This is a genomic window from Isoptericola haloaureus (assembly GCF_036689775.1).
GTDB lineage: Bacteria > Actinomycetota > Actinomycetes > Actinomycetales > Cellulomonadaceae > Isoptericola > Isoptericola haloaureus.
On the sequence record NZ_JBAGLP010000116.1, the window covers coordinates 322,470 to 340,477 of the forward strand.

Consider the following 18,008-nt stretch of genomic DNA (forward strand, 5'->3'; position numbering starts at 1 on the left):
CCATGGCGGTCGAGCAGGTCCTGGACGCGCTCCGGCGGCTCGTGCGGGTGCGCCCGACCGCACGGGGAGCCCTGCTGGTCTGCGCCGGCCTCGTCCTCGCCGTCGTCGGCGTCGTGCTCGACCTGCCGGACCTCGTCGGCCTCGGGGCCGCGGCCCTGCTCGTCGTGGCGGCCGCCTGGGTCTCGCTGGGACTGCAGCGCCTGGACGCCGGACGCGGCGCCCTCGACGTGGAGCGGCACCTGGCACCCCACCCCGTGGTCGCGGGGCAGCAGGCCACCACCCGTCTGGTCGTGCGCGCCCGCGCCCGCACCGGGGCAGCCTTCGAACGGCTCGCCCGGCTGCGGCTCTCCGAGCAGGCCGCGCACGAGCTGGCCGGGCCGCACGGCATCCGCGCGCAGGTGCGCGCGCACCCCGACCACGTGGCGGTGCAGTACGCGATCGCGCCGGTGCGACGCGGACGCTGGGCGCTCGGTCCGGTGCTGACCACGCGGACCGACGTCTTCGGCCTGGCCCGCACCACGCAACCGCTCGGGACCAGCACCGCGGTGTCGGTGTGGCCCCGGACCACCCGGGTGGCCGCGCGCAACGCCGCGCTGGGCGACGTCGACCGGGCCGCCGCCGGTGCACGCCTCGCCTCCTCCGACGACTCGGTGCTCCGCGAGTACGTGGCCGGCGACGACCCGCGCCGCGTCCACTGGGCCGGCTCGGCGCGCCAGGGACGCCTCATGGTGCGGGCCGACGAGAGCGCGGGGCTCCGCCCGGTGACGGTCCTGCTCGACAGCGGCCTGCTCGCACCGGCCGCGGAGGAGCGTCCCGGCGGCCGGGCGCCGACGCACGCCGCCGTCGCCGACGGCGAGTGGGCGGTCGAGCTGGCGGCGTCGATCGCCACCTCGTTCCTCGAGGCGGGCCACCCGACCCGCCTGGCCGCCACGGGCGGTGCGCACCACCCGCTCACGCACGTCACCGGCGTGCAGACCGGACGGGCCGTGGTGCTGGACGCCACCGTGGACCTCAGCGGGCTGCGGGGCACCGCGGCCGAACGCGCCCTCGAGCAGTCCGTGGCGGCCCTGCGCGCCGACCGGACGCAGTCCGAGATCACCGTCGCGGTCCTCGGCCCGACCGCGGGCGCGGCACGGCACGCGATCGCCTCCCTCGGGGCGGACGGGGTGTCCTGGGCGCTGCTCGTCGTCCCGCGGGCCGAGGGGATGCGCCACGACGTCGACCCGACGGCGGACGACCTGCGGGCCGCCGGCTGGCGGGTGACCACCTGCGCACCGGGCACACCGCCGGAACGGGTGTGGTCCGCCGTCACGGAGCGTGTCGCATGATCCCCCCGTACACCGGTCCGGTCGTGCGGCTCGTGGCCACCGGCCTCCTCGTCGCGCTGGCCGTCGCCGCGTCGATGACGGCGCTGACCGAGCTGGTGCTGCCCGGCCCGTGGGTGCGGACCGGCCTGCTCGGGATCGTGCTGGTCTCGGTCGCCACGACCGTGACCCGCGGGCTGATGGACGCACGGGCCCGCCGTCGCGGGACCACCGAGACCGGGTCCGGGTCGGCGCTGCCCACCCTCGCCGGGGCCGCGGTCGCCGGCTGGTTCGTCCTGTCGCGCTTCGGGGCGCCGACGTCGGACCCCGACCTGCTCGTCGGACCCGAGCACCTCGGCCGGGTGGTGGCGCGCCTGGGCGAGGCCGGTGAGATCATCCGCTCCCAGGTCGCGCCCGTGCCGGGCACGCTGCCCATCGCCCTGCTCACCGTCGGAGGGACGCTCGCGGTGCTGCTGCTGGCCGACGCCCTCGCCGGCGGGCTGCACTGGTACGCCGGGGTCGGGCTGCCGCTGCTGGCCCTGTGGGCCCCGCCCCTGGTGCTGGTCGGCGAGGTGCCCCGCACCGTCTTCGTCGTCGTGGTGGCGGCGCTGCTGCTCCTCCTGACGGTCTCGCCGCGCGGGGGCCCACGGCCACGCCGCCCCGAGCGCCCCCCGGCCCCCGTGCGCCGTGCCGAGGGGTTCCGCTCGGTGGTCACCACCGCGGTGGCCGTCGTGGTGGCCCTCGGCGCCGGGCTCGTGGCCAGCGCCTCGGACTCGCTGCCGGGGTACGCGGGCGCCTGGTACCAGGCGTTCACCACCTCCGGCGACGCCATCCAGCTCTCCGAGGACCTGGACGTGCTCGGGAGCCTCACCGAGCGGTCGGGCGAGGTGGTGCTGACCTACACGGGACCGTCCGAGGGCGTCGGCCCCTGGCGCACCTACACGACCTCCGCGTTCGACGGCCGCCGCTGGCAGCGGGGCGACGAGCGCACCGGCGAGCCGTTCGGCCCGGACGACCTGCTGTGGCCCGACGACGTCGACCAGGGCGACCTCGCCGGAGCGCGTGACGTGGCGGTCACGATCGGGTCGCTGCGCGACGACCAGCTCCCGGTGCCCGGCGAGCCGCGCCGGGTGGACGCCACCGGGACCTGGGGCTACGACGCGATCCGTGACGAGGTCGTCGGGGACCGGACGGACGAGGGCGAGACCTTCGCCGTCTCGGTCCGCCCCCGCGACCTGGACCCCGAGCGGCTGCGCGCCGCCGGCCCCGGCACGGCCGTAGACGCCTACCTGCTGGTGCCCGAGACGGAGCACTCCGCCGACGTCGCCGCGCTCGCCGCGGAGGTGGCGGGCGAGGCCCCCACCGCCTACGACCAGGCGGTCGCGCTGCAGCAGTGGCTGCGGGACCCGTCGTCCTTCACCTACTCGACCGAGCTCCCGCGGGGCGGGACGGGTGACCCCGTGTGGGACTTCCTGCAGCACCGCACGGGCTACTGCGTCCAGTTCGCCACCACGATGACGATGATGGCCCGCACGCTGGACATCCCCGCCCGCCTCGGCGTCGGGTTCCTGCCCGGCGACACCGTCGAGGAGTCCGAGGACTCCTCGACCTGGCAGGTCACCGGGCAGGACTCGCACGCCTGGCCCGAGCTCTACTTCGAGGGAGTCGGCTGGGTCCGGTTCGAGCCGACGCCGGCGATCCAGACGGGCGCGCCGCCCGAGCACACCACGCCGCGGGACGACGGCACCGCCGCCCAGGATCAGGCCGACCAGGTCCCGCCGGTGCCCGAGCAGGTACCGCCCGAGGAGCGCCAGGAGCAGCAGCCGGCGGCGTCCGCACCCCCGGTCGCGGTCTCGGGCGGCGCCGACTCCGGCGGTCCGGCCGTCTGGGTGTGGGCCGTCGTCGGGCTCGTCGTGCTCGGTGCCGCGGCCGCCGGCGTCGCCCTCGTGCGCCGTCGTCGCGACGACGGCCCGGTCGACGCCGAGAGGGCGTGGGAACGGGTCCTGGCGGCGCTCGCCCGCGACGGCGTGACGCTGCCTCCCCCGACCACGCCCCGGCAGGCGCCGGAGGCCATCGTCACCGCGGTCACCGCGGCGCACGGCCGCGAGCCGTCCCCCGAGGTGCGCGACGGGCTGCACCGCATCGCCGAGGCCGTCGAGCGCAGCCGGTACGCGGCACCGGACGGCTCCGAGCCCGACACCGACCTCGCGGAACTGGCCGAGGCCGTGACCGACGGACTGGCCGAGGCGCGACGTGCGCGGAGGGGCGTGACCTCGGGACGCTGACCGCGCAACGTCCGGCCGGGCCGAGCGACAGGGCCGGGCCGAGCGGTGAGATCGGAGGGGCCGGGGGGCGAGAACGCCCGACGAGGTGCGTCCGCCCTGCTTCAGGTCCGGGACGTCAGGGTCGAGCCGAGCTCAGCGACCTTCGTCGCGACGCTTGTTCCAGCGCTCCTCGAGGCGGTCGAGGAACCCGGCGCTCTTGGGCTTGGGCTTGGCGGTCCGGGTACCACCGGACGCCGCCGCCGAGGGCGTCACGTTGCCGTCGTCCTTGACGACGCCCTGGGGGCCCTTCTTGCGGGGCGCGGCGAAGACGAACGCGACACCGGCGAACATCAGCGCGAAGCCGACCACCCCGAGCCACGCCATCTGCGAGGCAGCACCGATCACGAGGAGCAGCAGGCCGAGGACGACGCCGACCCCGGCGAGCACGAAACGCAGCGGAGAACGCCGCCGCGACTGCTGAAGGGTGGTCGCGAGCCGGGGGTCGTCGCTCTCCAGCGCGCGCTCCATCTGCTCCAGAACGCGCTGCTCGTACTCCGACAGAGGCATCGGGCCCCCCGATCTCGCTGTGTGGTCGACTGACGTTCTTCTAGGATATGCCCGCTGAACCATGGATGGTAGTCGACGAGGGGGCGAACGACGTACCGAGCGCCACGGCGGACGTCCCGAAGCGCGCGCGGACCGCGTCGACGGCGAGCTCGGCCTCGCGACGGGCCCCGCTGCGGTCGTCCTCGGCGTCGAACAGGGTCGGCTGGCTCGAGAGCCCCGTCCGGGCTCGCAGGTTCTCCCCACGCACCCCGACGAGCCGCACGGCCAGCCCGCCCAGGTCGACACCGACGAGCAGCTCGCGGGCCACGGCGAACAGCTCCTGGGCCACGTCCGTCGGGGTCTCCACCGTCCGGGACCTGGTCACGGTGCGGAAGTCGCTGGTGCGCACCTTCAGCGTGACCGTGCGGGCGACGACCTCGTGGCGACGCAGCCGGGCGGCCACGCGGTCGGCCAGCTCGTGCAGCCGGTGCACGAGCTCCTCGCGGTCGGCCACGTCACGCTCGAAGGTCGACTCCGCGCCGATGCTCCGCTCCGCGCGGCCGGCCACCACCGGCCGCGGGTCCCGGCCCCAGGCGAGGTCGTGCAGGTGCTGCCCGGCCACGGGTCCGACGGCGGCTCGCAGGACGTCCACCTCGGTGTCGGCCAGCTGGGCGACCGTGGTGATCCCCCACCGCGCCAGCACCGCCTCGGTCTTGTCACCGACCCCGTTCAGGGCCCCCACGGGCAGGGCGCGCAGGAACGGCTCCGTCGCGTCCCGGGGAACGAGCAGCATGCCGTCGGGCTTGGCGTGCGTGGAGGCCAGCTTGGCGACGAGCTTGTTGCGCCCGATCCCGACCGAGCACGTCACCCCGTGCTCGGCGCGCACGCGCTCGCGCAGCGCCGCCCCGATCGCCGTCGGGGGCCCGAGCCGACGGCGAGCACCCGCCACGTCGAGGTAGGCCTCGTCGACGGAGACCTGCTCCACGACCGCGGTGATGTCACCGAGCATCTCCATGACCGACCGGGAGACGTCGCGGTAGGCATGGTGGTCCGGGCGGACCACCACCGCCTGGGGGCACTGCCGCAGGGCCTGCGTCATCGACATCGCGGACCGCACGCCGTAGGCCCTGGCCTCGTAGGTGGCGGCGAGCACGACGCCCCGGTCCCGACCGCCCACGATCACCGGCCGACCACGCAGCTCCGGCCGGCGTGCCAGCTCCACCGAGGCGAAGAAGGCGTCCATGTCCACGTGCAGGACCGTCGCGCCCTCCTCGTCCGTCCCCCAGTCCCGGCGGACGGCGGCGGAGCGCGGACCGCGGCTCATGACGCCGCCGTCGACGGCCCGTGCACGCCGGTGAGCGTGAACCCGGCCTGCGGGTCGAGCCGGAGCCCGACCTCGTCGCGGAAGTCCTCGGCGCAGGCCAGCAGCTCGTCGGCGCGACGAGCCGGCACCTCGTCCCCGTGGCCGGAGTCGACCACGGCGCGCAGCCGCGCCCCCGAGGCGAAGTAGACGCTCCACGCGGCCAGCTCGGGCTCGACCCCGCTCAGCAGCTCCCACACGGGCCGCGCACGACCCCGGCGCGGCGCGTCCCCGTGCCAGGCCACGACGGCGGCCGCAGCACGCAGCGCCGCGAGGTGGGCATGCACGAAACGGTCGCCGGCGTCGTGCGCCTCCACGGCGGCCGCGAGCTCGGCGTCGGCGCGGGCGAGCAGCTGCTGGACGCGCTCCGGCGCCGGGACTCCGTCACGTGCGGACATCACAGACCTCCTGACCCCGGGCGGGTTCGCCCCGCACCCTCATCGTCGAACACCTGTTCGACTCCTGTCAACAGCCCGGGTCGCGAGAGAATGTCGGCCATGGCCAGACGCTCCCGCCGCGCCCGTCGCGACCGATCCTCCCGCGAGGCACCGACACTCCCCCGGGAGGAGGTGCCGATCGACACCGGCACGGCGCGCGTGGAGGTCGACCCGGAGGACCCGCAGCGCCTGACCCTGCACGTCAACGGGGTGCCGAGCTCGTGCCTGGACCTGGCCGACCCCGGCTTCCTCGCCTTCGAGTACCTGCAGCAGATGGCCGCCGTCGTCGACGCGCTGCCCGCCGGACCGGTGCGGGCCGTCCATCTCGGAGCGGCCGGCTGCGCCCTGCCCCGGTACGTCGAGCACACGCGGCCCGGGTCGCGGCAGATCGGCGTGGACATCGACGCCGAGCTCCTGCGGCTGGTGCGCGACTGGTTCGACCTGCCCCGCTCCCCCGCCCTGCGTCTGCGCGCCGACGACGCCGGTCGCGCGCTGTCCGGCCTCGCGCCCGGCCTGGCCGACGTGGTGGTCCGCGACGTCTTCGACGGCGACACCACCCCGGAGCACCTGGTCGGCAGGGCGTTCGCGGAGGCGTGCGTCCGGGCGCTGCGACCGGGCGGGCTGCTGCTGGCCAACTGCGCCGACCGGCCGCCCCTGACGACGGCCCGGCGCGAGGTGGCGTCCGTCGCGGACGCGCTCGGGGACGACCCGATCGAACAGGGACGGCTCGCCCTGGTCGCCGAGCCGGCGATCCTCAAGGGGCGCCGGTACGGCAACGTGACGATCGTCGCCGTGACCTCGCCGGAGCAGGACGCCGCGCCGGACGGCGTGCCGGACGCACCGGGGTCGCTCGACGTGCGGGCCGCCGACCTCGGGCGGGCGCTGCGGTCGCTGGCCGTCCCCGCCCACGTCCTCGCCGGGGCGGAGCTGTCCCGGTTCGTCGCGGGGGCCGCGCCGCTGCCCTGAGCCCCGCTCACCCGGGCGAGCGTCCCGACCGGACGGGCGGCGAGCGGCGCCCGGGAACGACGCAGGCCGTCTCCCGACGCGGGAGACGGCCTGCGCTGGTGCGGTTCGCCTCAGAGAGGGACGACCTGCTCCGCCTGCGGGCCCTTCGGACCCTGGGTGATCTCGAACTCGACCCGCTGGGCCTCGTCCAGGGTGCGGTACCCCTGCGTCTGGATCGCCGAGTAGTGCACGAAGACGTCGGCACCGCCGCCGTCCTGGGCGATGAACCCGTAGCCCTTCTCAGCGTTGAACCACTTCACGGAACCCTGCGCCATGCTGATCCTTCGACCTTCCGTCCGGTGCACGGGCGCCCCGGACGGGCACCCGCCGCCGCACCGGACGCCGACGCCGGTTCGTGCGCTGCTACGCCGATGCGACGCCGGTCAGTGTGGCACGGATCACGTCGGTTTGCACGGAATCGTGCCCCATGACCGCCAGGTGTCACCCAGGCGAAACATCATGATTCATCGACCCGTGCCGCCGGCCCCGTGCTACTCGTCCCCGCGCTCGGCGAGGAACCGTTCGAACTCGGCGCCCAGCTCGTCGGCCGTGGGCAGCGCGGAGTCCTCCGCGAGCAGGTTCGTGCGCCCCACCGACCGGGCGAAGGCGTCGTACTGCTCCTCGAGCTGGTGCACGACCGTTGCGACCTCCTCGTTGTCGGCGACCAGCTCGGCCACCTCCACACGGGCCTGCCCGGCGGCCTCGTCGAGCCCGCCCGTGGCCAGGGCGAGCCCCGTCGCCTTCTCGAGCTGCTGCAGGGCCACCACGGCCGCCGGCACGTAGCGCGACTGCCCCAGGTAGTGCGGCACGTGCACCGCGAACCCCATGGCGTCGTGCTCGGTCTCCCCGAGCCGGTACTCGAGCAGGGCCTCCCAGGACCCCGGCACCTGGACCCGGCCGAAGTAGGAGGCGTGGTCGTCGACCAGGCCCTCGCGGGTCCCGTGCACCGTCAGGGTGAGCGGGCGTGTGTGCGGCACCGCCATCGGGATGCCGTGCAGGCCCACGGTCAGGGAGACGCCCAGCTCGTCGACGATCCCGCGCACCGCCGCCGCGGCGCGCTCCCACTGCAGGTCCGGCTCCACGCCGTGCAGCAGCAGGAAGCCCGTGCCCTCGTCGTCGACCAGGTGGTCGACGACGAGCTCCGGGGCGTCGTAGCCGGCCCACCGGTCCGCGTCGAACGTCATGGGAGGCCGCCGCGAGCGGTAGTCGACGAGCCGGTCGACGTCGAAGGTGACCAGCCGGGTCGTCGTGAACCGCTCCAGCAGGTGCTCCGCCGCCAGCTCACCGGCGGCGCCGGCGTCGACGAAGCCCCGCACCGCGTGCACGAGCACGGGCGCCGACGCGGGCCCGCCGTCCTCGGACGTCCCCAGGGTGCGCTCCACCGCGTCGTGATCCACCTCGTAGATGCTCTGCGGGTCCTGCACCGTTCCTCCTTCGCACCAGCTGCCGGGTGCGGTCGCACCCCTCGCGGGCCACAACCGACGGCGGCGGTCAGATCATCCCGGCCGGGTCGCTCAGCGCTGCGGCAGGCGCACGACCGAGACGAAGAACTCGTCGATCTGCTGCACGACGTCGATGAAGCGCTCGAAGTCGACCGGCTTCGTCACGTACGCGTTGGCGTGCAGGCTGTAGGAGCGCAGGACGTCCTCCTCCGCCTCCGACGTGGTCAGGACGACCACGGGGATGTGGCGCAGCGCCGCGTCCTGCTTGACCTCGGCCAGCACCTCGCGGCCGTCCATGCGCGGCAGGTTCAGATCCAGCAGGACCAGGTCGGGGGTGGGCGCCGCCTCGGCGTGCTCCCCCTCCTTGCGCAGGAACTGCAGCGCGCTGACGCCGTCGGACACCACCCAGAGGCGGTTGGCGACCTTGTGCTCGGCGAAGGCCTCCCGGGTCATGAGCACGTCACCCGGGTCGTCCTCGACCAGGAGGACCTCGATTCCGACCTGCTGCTCCGTCATGGACGACACCCTAGTCGGACGCCGGCAGGGTCCAGCGGATCGTCGTCCCCTCGGTGACGCCGGTGTCGATCCGCACCCGGCCGCCGTGGTGCTCCACGACCCTCTTGACGAGGGCCAGGCCGATGCCGGTGCCGCTGTACACCTCCTTGGGGTGCAGCCGCTGGAAGATCACGAACACCCGGTCGGCGTACTGCGGGTCGATGCCGATCCCGTTGTCCGCGCAGGTCAGCTCCCACTCGTCGCCCTCCGGTCCGGCGACCCGGCGGGCCGACAGGTGCACCCGGGGCGGCCGGTCCGGGTGGGAGAACTTCAGGGCGTTGCCCACGACGTTGCGCAGCAGCATGGTCAGCGGGCCCCGCTCGCCCTCCACCACCGGCAGCGGGTCGGTGGTCACCTCGGCCCCCTTGTCCGCGATGCGCTCGGACAGGTCGGCCAGGACGTGGTCCAGGGCGTCCGCCAGGTCCACCCGCTCGCGCTTCTCCCCCGACCGGCCGACCCGGGAGAAGCTCAGCAGGTCCTGGATGAGCCGCTGCATGCGGTGGGCGCCGTCCACGGCGAAGGCGATGTACTGGTCGGCGCGGTCGTCGAGCTGGTCGCCGTAGCGCTTCTGCAGCAGCTGGGTGAAGCTGGCCACCTTGCGCAGCGGCTCCTGCAGGTCGTGGGAGGCGACGTAGGCGAACTGCTCCAGGTCGCGGTTCGACCGTTCCAGCTCGGCGGCCTGCTGCCGCAGGCGCACGTGGGCGTCCTCGACCTCCTGGTGCGCCGCCCGGGCGTCCGCCACCTGGGCGACGAGCTCGCGCCGCATGTCCTCGACGTCGCGCGACAACGCCGCCACCTCGCCCGAGCCGACCAGGGGGATCTCGTGGTCGTGCTCTCCCGTGCTGGCGGCGCGCACCTCGGAGGCGAGGGTGGCCAGCGGCGTCGTGAGGCCCACGCGCACCTCCCGCCAGACCGCGAACGCCACCGCGACGCCGACACCGCCGAGAAGCAGCACGACCGCGAGGAGCACCTCGTTCCAGACCCTGGCGTCGTCGATGGCCTCGGCGTCCGCCCCCGCGGTCAGCAGCTGCAACGAGAACAGCGTGGCGACCACCGCGACCACGAGGCCGCCGACGAGAGCGACGGTCGCCCACCGCAGCAGCCGGCGTACGCGGTCCAGCACCGAGCTCGACGCGCTCATCGGGCCCACTCCACCGAGTCGGCCAGCGTCGAGGACCGCTCCCCCGGCACGTCGTCGGCACCGGTCCACCCGACGACCAGCATCGCGGCGTCGTCGACCAGCGGGCCGCCGTGCAGCCGCCGCACCCGGCGCAGGACGCGCTCGACGATCCCGACGATCCCGTCGGTGTCCAGCTCGTCCTGGACCAGGTCGGCCAGGCCGGCCAAGCCCACGCGCAGCGCCCCGCGCCGTCGTCCACCCGCCGCGGGACCGGGAGGATCCTCGGCGGCCAGCGACGCCTCCACGAGTCCGTCGGTGTAGGTCAGCACGGCGAAGGGCTCGCCGAGGGGGATCCGCTGCGTCGGCCACCCCCCGGGTACCGGGACGCCCAGCGCCCGGCCGCGCTCGACCGGACGCACGACGCTGCAGCGCACGCCGCCGACGGGCCCCGTGAGGAGCATGGGCGCCAGATGCCCGGCGAGACAGACGTCGACGGTGGACCGGTCGGCGGCGATCGTCACCTGGCACAGCGTCACGAAGATCTCCGGCCGCGCACGCTCGGTGCGCAGCACCGTCTCCAGCCCCGCGAAGATCTCCTCGGGCGGCGTCCCGGTGAGTACCAGCGTCCGCCACGCCGTGCGCAGGGTCGCCCCGAGCGCCGCCTCGTCCGGCCCGTGGCCCGCCACGTCGCCGATGACCGAGAGCACCCGGCCGTCCGCCGTCTCCACCGTGTCGAAGAAGTCGCCCCCCAGCAGCCCCTCCCCGCCGGGCAGGTAGCCCACCATGACCGAGACCGCGGGGTCCTCGACGAGCGGCCGGGGCAGCAGCGCCTTCTCGAGGCGCTCGGTCTCCGCCGCCCGCACCTCGCTGCGGTACAGCGCGCGCTCCTGGGCCACCGACCGGCGCCGCTGCAGGGCGTACCGCAACGACCGCCCGAGCAGGTCCGGTCCGACCTCGCCCTTGACGAGGTAGTCGTCGGCGCCGGCCGCGACCGCCTCGACGCCCCGGTCCACGCTGCCCAGTCCGGTCAGCACCACCAGGGCGGGCGGCGCGGCGTGCCGGGTGCCCGCCCGCCGCAGCCGTTGCACGGCGTCCAGACCGACGGCGTCCGGGAGCCCGAGGTCGACCACGAGACAGTCCACCGAGCCGGTGGCGACCTCGTCCTCGGCCTCGGAGACCGAGACGACACGGCGCAGCTCGACGTCGATCTCGGCGTCGGAGAGCAGCTCGTCGACCAGCACCGCGTCGCCGTCGTCGTCCTCGACCAGCAGGACGCACGGCAGCGACCCGTGCGCCGGCTCGGCGCCGTCGTGATCCCCGTCGCCGCTGCTCATGCGGGTGATCCTATGCGCCAGTGTGCTCCACGTCACCGGCCGCGGGCGGCGCGTCGTGGCACATCACCCCGACCGCACGCACGACAGGGCGCCCGGACGTGGAATGATGGTCGGCCGCACACCGAGCAGCACCGGGAGGACGCGTGGCGGGCAGGCACGACGAGCTGGCGCGCGAGCAGGTGGTCGTCGACCGCCTCTACGAGCGACTGGACGAGCTGCGCGCCACCGCGCGCGAGCGGCTCGCGGCGGTCCGACGCGAGGGGCCGTCGGGGTCGCCGCAGAACCGCAGCGAGCGCGACGCCTTCGCCACCATGTACGCGGACCGGGCGGCCCGCCTGGACGCCGTCGAGGACCGGCTCGCCTTCGGGCGGCTCGACCTCGAGACCGGCGAGGAGCGGTACATCGGCCGGATCGGCCTGACCGACGACGAGCACCGCACGCTGCTCACCGACTGGCGCGCGCCCGCCGCCCAGGCCTTCTACCGCGCCACCGCACGGCACCCGGACGGCGTGCGTCGACGTCGTCACGTCGTGACCACGGGGCGGACCGTCACCGGTCTGGAGGACGAGGTCCTGGACCTCGACGCCGTCGACGACGGGCTCGACGTCTCCACGCTGTCGGGCGAGGGCGCGCTGCTCGCGTCGCTGGCGCGGCGCCGGACCGGCCGGATGTCCGACATCGTGGCGACGATCCAGGGCGAGCAGGACCGCATCGTGCGCGACGAGCTCGGCGGGGCCGTGGTCGTGCAGGGCGGGCCCGGCACCGGCAAGACCGCCGTGGCCCTGCACCGCGCCGCCTACCTGCTGTACGCCCACCGCCGGCTCCTCGAGCGCTCCGGCGTGCTGCTCGTCGGTCCCAGCCGTGCGTTCCTGCGCTACATCGACCAGGTGCTGCCCTCCCTCGGCGAGACCGGCGTGGTGTCGACCACGATCGCCGAGCTGCTGCCCGGGCTGACCGCGGACGGCGTCGAGACGCCCGCCGCCGCGGAGATCAAGGGCCGGCTGCTCTGGCGCGCGGCGATCAAGCGGGCCGTGCGCGCCCGCGAGCGCGTCCCCGCGCAGGACGTGCCGGTACGCATCGACGGCGTCGAGCTGCACGTGCGCCGCCGGGACGTGCGCGACGCGATGGCGCGCGCCCGCCGCACGCACAAGCCGCACAACGAGGCGCGCGCGACCTTCGTGCGCGAGATGCTCGGCAAGCTGGTCGAGCAGTACCGCGAGCGCACCCAGCGCGAGGTGACCGAGCACGACCTCGCGGTGCTGACCGAGGACCTGCGCTCGGACCGGGACGTGCGGGTGGCGATCAACCTCGCGTGGTTCCCGATCACGCCCGAGCGGCTCGTGGCCGACCTGTGGGCCAAGCCGCACCGGCTGGCGGAGGCAGCACCGGAGCTGACGGAGGACGAGCGGGCCGCGCTGCGCCGCGACCGCGGCGCACGCTGGACCGAGTCGGACGTGCCGATCCTCGACGAGGCGGCCGAGCTGCTCGGCGAGGACGACACCGTCGCGCGGGCCGAGGCCCAGGCCGCCGAGGCACGCCGCGCGGCCGAGGTCGAGTACGCCCGCCAGATGCTGGAGAGCTCCGGCGCGGGCCAGGGCATGGTCGACGCCGAGACCCTGGCGGCGCGGTTCGCCGAGTCCGGACCCACCCTGACGACGGCGGAGCGCGCGGCGTCGGACCGGTCGTGGACCTACGGGCACGTCGTGGTCGACGAGGCGCAGGAGCTCAGCCCGATGGCGTGGCACACCCTGGTGCGCCGGGTGCCCACCCGCTCCCTGACGATCGTCGGGGACGTCGCGCAGACCTCGTCCGCGGCCGGGTCCCGCTCGTGGCAGAAGACCCTCGGGTCGGTCCTGCGCGACGGCTGGCGCCTGCACGAGCTGACGGTCTCCTACCGGACCCCGGCCGAGGTCGCCACGACCGCGCAGCGTGTCGCGGTCGAGGCCGGGCTGCCCGTGTCCCCGCTCACGGCCGCCCGCGACGTGGCCGACGCCCTCGTCGTCGCGCCCACCGACGACCTCGTCGCCGAGACCGCACGCCGCGTCGCCGCCGAGGCGCGCGAGCACGTCGACCCCGACGGCGCCGGACGGGTGGCCGTCATCGCCCCCGAGGACGCCGTGGCAGGACTGCGCGCACCGGTCGCCGCCGCGGTGGCCGACGCCCTCGGCGCCGACGAGGCCGCGCGGCTGGACCGGCAGCGCCCCGAGGACGCCCAGGTCCTCGTCGCCCCGCCGCGAGAGATCAAGGGGCTCGAGTTCGACGCGGTCGTGGTCGTCGAGCCGGCGGCCGTGGCCGCCGGCGCCGGCGGCTGGGGAGACCTCTACGTGGCCATGACGCGCCCCACCCAGCGTCTGGTCGTCGTGCACGCCGCGGACCTGCCGGCGGGGCTCGTGCACGAGGGGTGAGACACGTTTGGCCCCGACGCCCCGGGAGGCGCACCATAGGGTCGTGCTGCGCGCCCTCCTTCTCGAGAACATCCACCCTGACGCCGTCGCCATCCTGGAAGCGGCGGGCATCGAGGTCGAGACCCGACCCGGTGCCCTCGACGAGTCCGAGCTGATCGAGACTCTCGCGGACTTCCAGATCCTCGGCATCCGGTCCAAGACCCAGGTCACCCGCCGGGTGATCGAGGCCTCCCCCGGTCTGCTGGCGGTCGGGACGTTCTCGATCGGCACCAACCAGATCGACCTCGAGGCCGCCGCCGGCCACGGCGTCGCCGTGTTCAACGCCCCGTTCTCCAACACCCGCTCTGTCGTCGAGCTGGCCGTCTCGGAGATCATCGCCCTGACCCGCCGGCTGACGGTGCGCGACAAGGCGCTGCACGACGGTGTGTGGGACAAGACGGCCGACGGGTCGCACGAGGTCCGCGGCCGCACGCTGGGCATCATCGGCTACGGCAACATCGGCTCCCAGCTGTCGGTGCTGGCCGAGAACCTCGGCATGAACGTGGTCTTCTTCGACACCTCCGAGAAGCTGGCCCTCGGCAACGCCCGTCGGGTCGAGACCCTCGGCGAGCTGCTCGAGGTCTCCGACACCGTGACGATCCACGTCGACGGACGCGCCGGGAACGCCGGGCTGTTCGGGGACGACCTGTTCGCCCGCATGAAGCCGGGCGCGATCTTCCTCAACCTCTCGCGCGGTTTCGTCGTCGACGTCGAGGCGCTGCGCGAGCACATCCTCAGCGGCCACCTGTCCGGGGCCGCGGTCGACGTCTTCCCGACCGAGCCGAAGAAGCGCGGAGACCACTTCGAGTCGCCGCTGCGCGGCCTGGACAACGTGATCCTCACCCCGCACGTGGGCGGGTCGACCGAGGAGGCCCAGCAGAGCATCGGTCTGTTCGTGGCCAAGAAGCTGCGTGACTACCTGCTCACGGGATCGACCACGCTGTCCGTCAACCTGCCCAACCTGCAGCTCGAGCACACCGGTGTGGGCCGTATCGCCCTGCTGCACCGCAACGTGCCGGGTGTGCTGGCGGCCGTCAACCAGGTCTTCGCCGACCACGGCGCGAACATCGAGGCCCAGATGCTCGCCACGCACGGCGAGCTCGGCTACGTGGTCACCGACATCTCCGACGTGACCCACCGCGGCGCCTCGAGCAAGCTCATGGCGATGGACACCACGGTGCGCCTGCGGATCCGGGACGCGTTCGACCGGCCGGAGTTCCCTCCGGGTCCGGCCGCGCACTGAGGCGCGCTCACCCCTCCGCACGCTGCGCGGCGGACGACTCGCGTTCGAGTCGCTCCGCCCGCAGCGAGGTGATCGCCGCCTCGAAGTCCTCCAGGGAGTCGAAGTCCTGGTAGACCGAGGCGAACCGCAGGTACGCCACCTCGTCCAGCTCCCGCAGCGGTCCGAGGATCGCCAGACCGATCTCGTAGGCGTCGATCTCGGCGCTGCCGCTGGAGCGCAACGTCTCCTCGACCCGCTGTGCGAGCAGCGCGAGGTCGTCGCCGCTGACGGGCCGGCCCTGGCAGGCCTTGCGGACCCCGGAGACGACCTTCTCGCGGCTGAACGGCTCGGTGGCGCCGGAGCGCTTGACGACCGACAGGCTCGCGGTCTCGATCGTCGTGAACCGACGCTGGCACTCGGGGCACTGACGGCGTCGGCGGATCGACGCACCGTCGTCCGAGGTCCGCGAGTCGACGACGCGCGAGTCGGCGTGCCGGCAGAAAGGGCAGTGCATCCGAGGTCTCCTGCGGTCGGTGCCGGGCCCCTGCCCGGCTGCCCGACGAAAGTATGCGCAGGCCCGCCTCCGGTGCAACACAGCCCGCGCCGGCTACGACCTCGGCAGCACCAGCACCTGCCCCACCCGCAGGGACGACTCCGTCATACCGTTCAGGTCGCGAAGCTCGGCGACGACGTCGCGCACGTCCTGGCCGGGGTCGGTCAGGGGCGCCGCGAAGTCCCAGAGCGTCTCCCCGGGCGCGACCGTGTGCAGGCGGACCTCCAGGGGCTCACCGGGCGAGCCCGCCACCGCCTGCCCCCCGGCGAAGGCGAGCGGCAGGCTGACCGCCAGCGCCAGCACGGCCAGCACGACCCGTCCGCGGGCCGTCAGCCGCAGCCCGGTCAGCCCCCACCTGTCCTGCACGCTGATCGGGTGTGCCGTCATCGTGGTCATGACGCCTGTCCCTCCGGCTCGAGTTCGTTCGTACAGACGTTCGTGGAACACATGTTCGTCGAACACGTGTTTTATTAGTACCACGACACGGCGACACGAGTCGAGAGATGTCGAACAGATGTTTGATGTCGCAGGTGATCTGGCCTAGGCTGACCGCAGCGGGATGGCAGGAATGTCGGGTTCACCCCGGCGGACCCGTCCCCGCACCCAGACACGGCACGACGGGAGCGACGCATGACGACGCGACAGCACAACGACGGGACGGGCACCGGCGACGGCCTGGCGTCGGTCTCGGAGCTCGCCCCCGGACCGGACCGGCTCACGGCACGCCAGCGCGGCGTGCTCACCACGATCCGCGAGTCGGTCGAGTCACGGGGCTACCCGCCCACCATGCGCGAGATCGGCGAGGCCGTCGGCCTGGCGAGCCCCTCGTCCGTCAAGCACCAGCTGACCGTGCTCGAGCGCAAGGGCTACCTGCGCCGCGACCCGAACCGGCCGCGCGCGATGGAGGTCGTCGACCCGGACACCGGTCGGACCGCCAGCACCACAGCGCCCCCCGCGCCGCCCGTGCCCGCCGCGCCGACGCCGGACGGCGAGGGCGAGGAGACGCCGGCACCGTCCTACGTCCCCCTCGTCGGACGGATCGCCGCCGGTGGGCCGATCCTGGCCGAGCAGGTCGTCGAGGACGTCTTCCCGCTGCCGCGCCAGCTCGTGGGCGACGGGGAGCTGTTCCTGCTCAAGGTCGCCGGCGACTCCATGGTGGACGCCGCGATCTGCGACGGGGACTGGGTCGTGGTCCGACGCCAGAACGTCGCGGAGCAGGGCGAGATCGTGGCCGCCATGATCGACGGCGAGGCGACGGTCAAGACCTTCAAGCAGGCGGACGGGCACACCTGGCTCCTGCCGCAGAACCCCGCCTACTCCCCCATCGCCGGCGACGAGGCGCAGGTCCTGGGTCGCGTGGTGGCGGTGCTCCGCAGCCTCTGACGGCGTGCCGTCCGGTCGGTCGACCGGGCGCCTGGCGGTCCGGTGCGGTGGTCCGCGCCGGACCCGGGGCGGGTCAGAGCCCGAAGCGGTGCAGCACGGCACGCACGCTCTCGGCCGAGGCGCGCAGACCGGCCGCCTCCTCGTCGGAGACCGGCGTGTCGATCACGGTGGTCGCACCGCGCGAGTCGACCAGGGTGGGCATCGACAGGCAGACGCCGTCGATCCCGTGGAACCCGTCCACCCGGGTCGAGACCGGCATCACCCGGTGCTCGTTCTTCAGCACCGCCTCGACGATGCGCGTCGCCGCGAGGCCGACCGCGTAGTTGGTGGCCCCCTTGCCGGCGATGACCTTGTACGCCGACTCCACGACGTCGCGGGCGATGGCCGCCCGCGCCGCGTCGTCCAGCGGCGGCCGGCCCGGCAGGTGCTCCCACTCCAGCAGCGGGACGCCCGCGATGCGCGCCGAGCTCCACAGCGCGATCTCCGAGTCGCCGTGCTCCCCCGCGACGTAGGCGTGCACGTTGGCCGTCGCCACGCCGCAGTGCTCGGCCAGCGCGGCGCGCAGCCGCGAGGAGTCCAGGACGGTGCCCGACCCGAAGACCCGCTCCGGCGGCAGGCCGGAGATCTGCTGGGCCGCATAGGTGACGACGTCGACCGGGTTGGTGACCATCAGGTAGATCGCGTCCGGGGCCACCTCGACCAGACCGGGCAGGATCTTGCGCGTGAGGCCGATGGTGGCCTCGGCGAGGTCCAGGCGGGACTGCCCCGGCTGCTGCTTCGCCCCGGCGGTCACGACGACCACGTCGGCGCCGCGGCACACCTCGACGTCGTCCGAGCCGATCACCTCGGCCTCCGGGACGAACATGCCGCCGTGCTGCAGGTCGAGCACCTCGGCGTCGACCTTGGACTTGTTGACGTCCATCAGCGCGACGGTCCGCGCGGTACCGCGCGCCAGCGCGGCGTAGGCGAGGGTGGCGCCGACGGATCCGGCGCCGACCACGGCGAGCTTGGTCGTGCTGCGGGGTGCGTTCACGCAGGA

General features: G+C 74.5%; 17 protein-coding genes. 6 read left to right on the forward strand and 11 right to left on the reverse strand.

What is annotated here, in order from left to right; all coding sequences use genetic code 11:
- Positions 1–2: 2 nt before the first annotated feature.
- Both V5O49_RS06950 and V5O49_RS06955 read left to right on the forward strand, forming a co-directional pair.
- Positions 3–1,328, forward strand: a complete 1,326-nt coding sequence (locus V5O49_RS06950) for a DUF58 domain-containing protein (protein WP_332901588.1) — start codon at positions 3–5, stop codon at positions 1,326–1,328.
- Positions 1,325–3,589, forward strand: coding sequence for a transglutaminase TgpA family protein (locus V5O49_RS06955; protein WP_332901589.1), 2,265 nt, complete (start codon positions 1,325–1,327; stop codon positions 3,587–3,589). The genes V5O49_RS06950 and V5O49_RS06955 overlap by 4 nt, the downstream gene beginning before the upstream one ends.
- A 132-nt stretch (positions 3,590–3,721) precedes the next feature.
- Here the strand turns inward: V5O49_RS06955 and V5O49_RS06960 are convergent, their stop codons facing one another.
- Genes V5O49_RS06960 through V5O49_RS06970 form a run of 3 tightly spaced genes read right to left on the reverse strand, consistent with a single transcriptional unit; the run spans position 3,722 to position 5,872 of the window.
- A complete protein-coding gene (locus tag V5O49_RS06960) occupies positions 3,722–4,135 on the reverse strand; it encodes a DUF3040 domain-containing protein (RefSeq protein ID WP_278237138.1) in 414 nt (137 codons plus the stop codon).
- Between the two features lie 40 nt (positions 4,136–4,175).
- Complete coding sequence (locus V5O49_RS06965) at positions 4,176–5,438, reverse strand: DNA polymerase IV (RefSeq protein WP_332901590.1); 1,263 nt, start codon at positions 5,436–5,438, stop codon at positions 4,176–4,178.
- Positions 5,435–5,872 carry an SAV_6107 family HEPN domain-containing protein gene (locus tag V5O49_RS06970; protein ID WP_278237136.1) on the reverse strand — a complete coding sequence of 146 codons (438 nt, stop codon included), beginning with the start codon at positions 5,870–5,872 and terminating at the stop codon, positions 5,435–5,437. Before V5O49_RS06970 ends, V5O49_RS06965 begins: the two co-directional genes overlap by 4 nt.
- A gap of 99 nt (positions 5,873–5,971) precedes the next feature.
- On the opposite strand from V5O49_RS06970, the gene V5O49_RS06975 reads away from it, so the two are divergent.
- Positions 5,972–6,877 (forward strand): spermidine synthase, encoded by a 906-nt coding sequence (locus V5O49_RS06975; RefSeq protein WP_332901591.1) that lies wholly within the window; start codon positions 5,972–5,974, stop codon positions 6,875–6,877.
- 110 nt (positions 6,878–6,987) lie between these two features.
- Here the strand turns inward: V5O49_RS06975 and V5O49_RS06980 are convergent, their stop codons facing one another.
- The 5 genes from V5O49_RS06980 to V5O49_RS07000 form a co-directional block, all read right to left on the reverse strand.
- Positions 6,988–7,191: a cold-shock protein gene (locus V5O49_RS06980; RefSeq protein WP_278237134.1), complete on the reverse strand. Its 204-nt coding sequence runs from the start codon at positions 7,189–7,191 to the stop codon at positions 6,988–6,990.
- Positions 7,192–7,407: 216 nt separating this feature from the next.
- Positions 7,408–8,340, reverse strand: coding sequence for a PAC2 family protein (locus V5O49_RS06985; protein ID WP_332901592.1), 933 nt, complete (start codon positions 8,338–8,340; stop codon positions 7,408–7,410).
- Positions 8,341–8,430: 90 nt separating this feature from the next.
- Positions 8,431–8,874 (reverse strand): response regulator, encoded by a 444-nt coding sequence (locus V5O49_RS06990; protein ID WP_332901593.1) that lies wholly within the window; start codon positions 8,872–8,874, stop codon positions 8,431–8,433.
- A 10-nt stretch (positions 8,875–8,884) separates the two neighbouring features.
- Entirely contained in the window at positions 8,885–10,054 is a 1,170-nt protein-coding gene (locus V5O49_RS06995; protein WP_332901594.1) for a sensor histidine kinase, read from the reverse strand.
- Positions 10,051–11,367 (reverse strand): PP2C family protein-serine/threonine phosphatase, encoded by a 1,317-nt coding sequence (locus V5O49_RS07000; protein WP_332901595.1) that lies wholly within the window; start codon positions 11,365–11,367, stop codon positions 10,051–10,053. Before V5O49_RS07000 ends, V5O49_RS06995 begins: the two co-directional genes overlap by 4 nt.
- A 143-nt stretch (positions 11,368–11,510) precedes the next feature.
- On the opposite strand from V5O49_RS07000, the gene V5O49_RS07005 reads away from it, so the two are divergent.
- On the forward strand, positions 11,511–13,772 hold the full coding sequence (locus V5O49_RS07005; RefSeq protein WP_332901596.1) for a HelD family protein: 2,262 nt from the start codon (positions 11,511–11,513) through the stop codon (positions 13,770–13,772).
- Between the two features lie 43 nt (positions 13,773–13,815).
- Complete coding sequence (gene serA / locus V5O49_RS07010) at positions 13,816–15,054, forward strand: phosphoglycerate dehydrogenase (RefSeq protein WP_332901597.1); 1,239 nt, start codon at positions 13,816–13,818, stop codon at positions 15,052–15,054.
- 7 nt (positions 15,055–15,061) lie between these two features.
- On the opposite strand, the gene nrdR is transcribed toward serA, so the two are convergent.
- Positions 15,062–15,547, reverse strand: coding sequence for a transcriptional regulator NrdR (nrdR, locus tag V5O49_RS07015; RefSeq protein WP_332901598.1), 486 nt, complete (start codon positions 15,545–15,547; stop codon positions 15,062–15,064).
- A gap of 93 nt (positions 15,548–15,640) precedes the next feature.
- Positions 15,641–15,982: a LysM peptidoglycan-binding domain-containing protein gene (locus tag V5O49_RS07020; RefSeq protein ID WP_332901599.1), complete on the reverse strand. Its 342-nt coding sequence runs from the start codon at positions 15,980–15,982 to the stop codon at positions 15,641–15,643.
- A 234-nt stretch (positions 15,983–16,216) separates the two neighbouring features.
- Between V5O49_RS07020 and lexA the strand changes: the two genes are divergently transcribed.
- Positions 16,217–16,969: a transcriptional repressor LexA gene (gene lexA, locus V5O49_RS07025; RefSeq protein WP_278237125.1), complete on the forward strand. Its 753-nt coding sequence runs from the start codon at positions 16,217–16,219 to the stop codon at positions 16,967–16,969.
- Positions 16,970–17,042: 73 nt separating this feature from the next.
- On the opposite strand, the gene V5O49_RS07030 is transcribed toward lexA, so the two are convergent.
- Positions 17,043–18,002 (reverse strand): L-lactate dehydrogenase, encoded by a 960-nt coding sequence (locus V5O49_RS07030; protein WP_278237124.1) that lies wholly within the window; start codon positions 18,000–18,002, stop codon positions 17,043–17,045.
- Positions 18,003–18,008 lie beyond the last annotated feature (6 nt).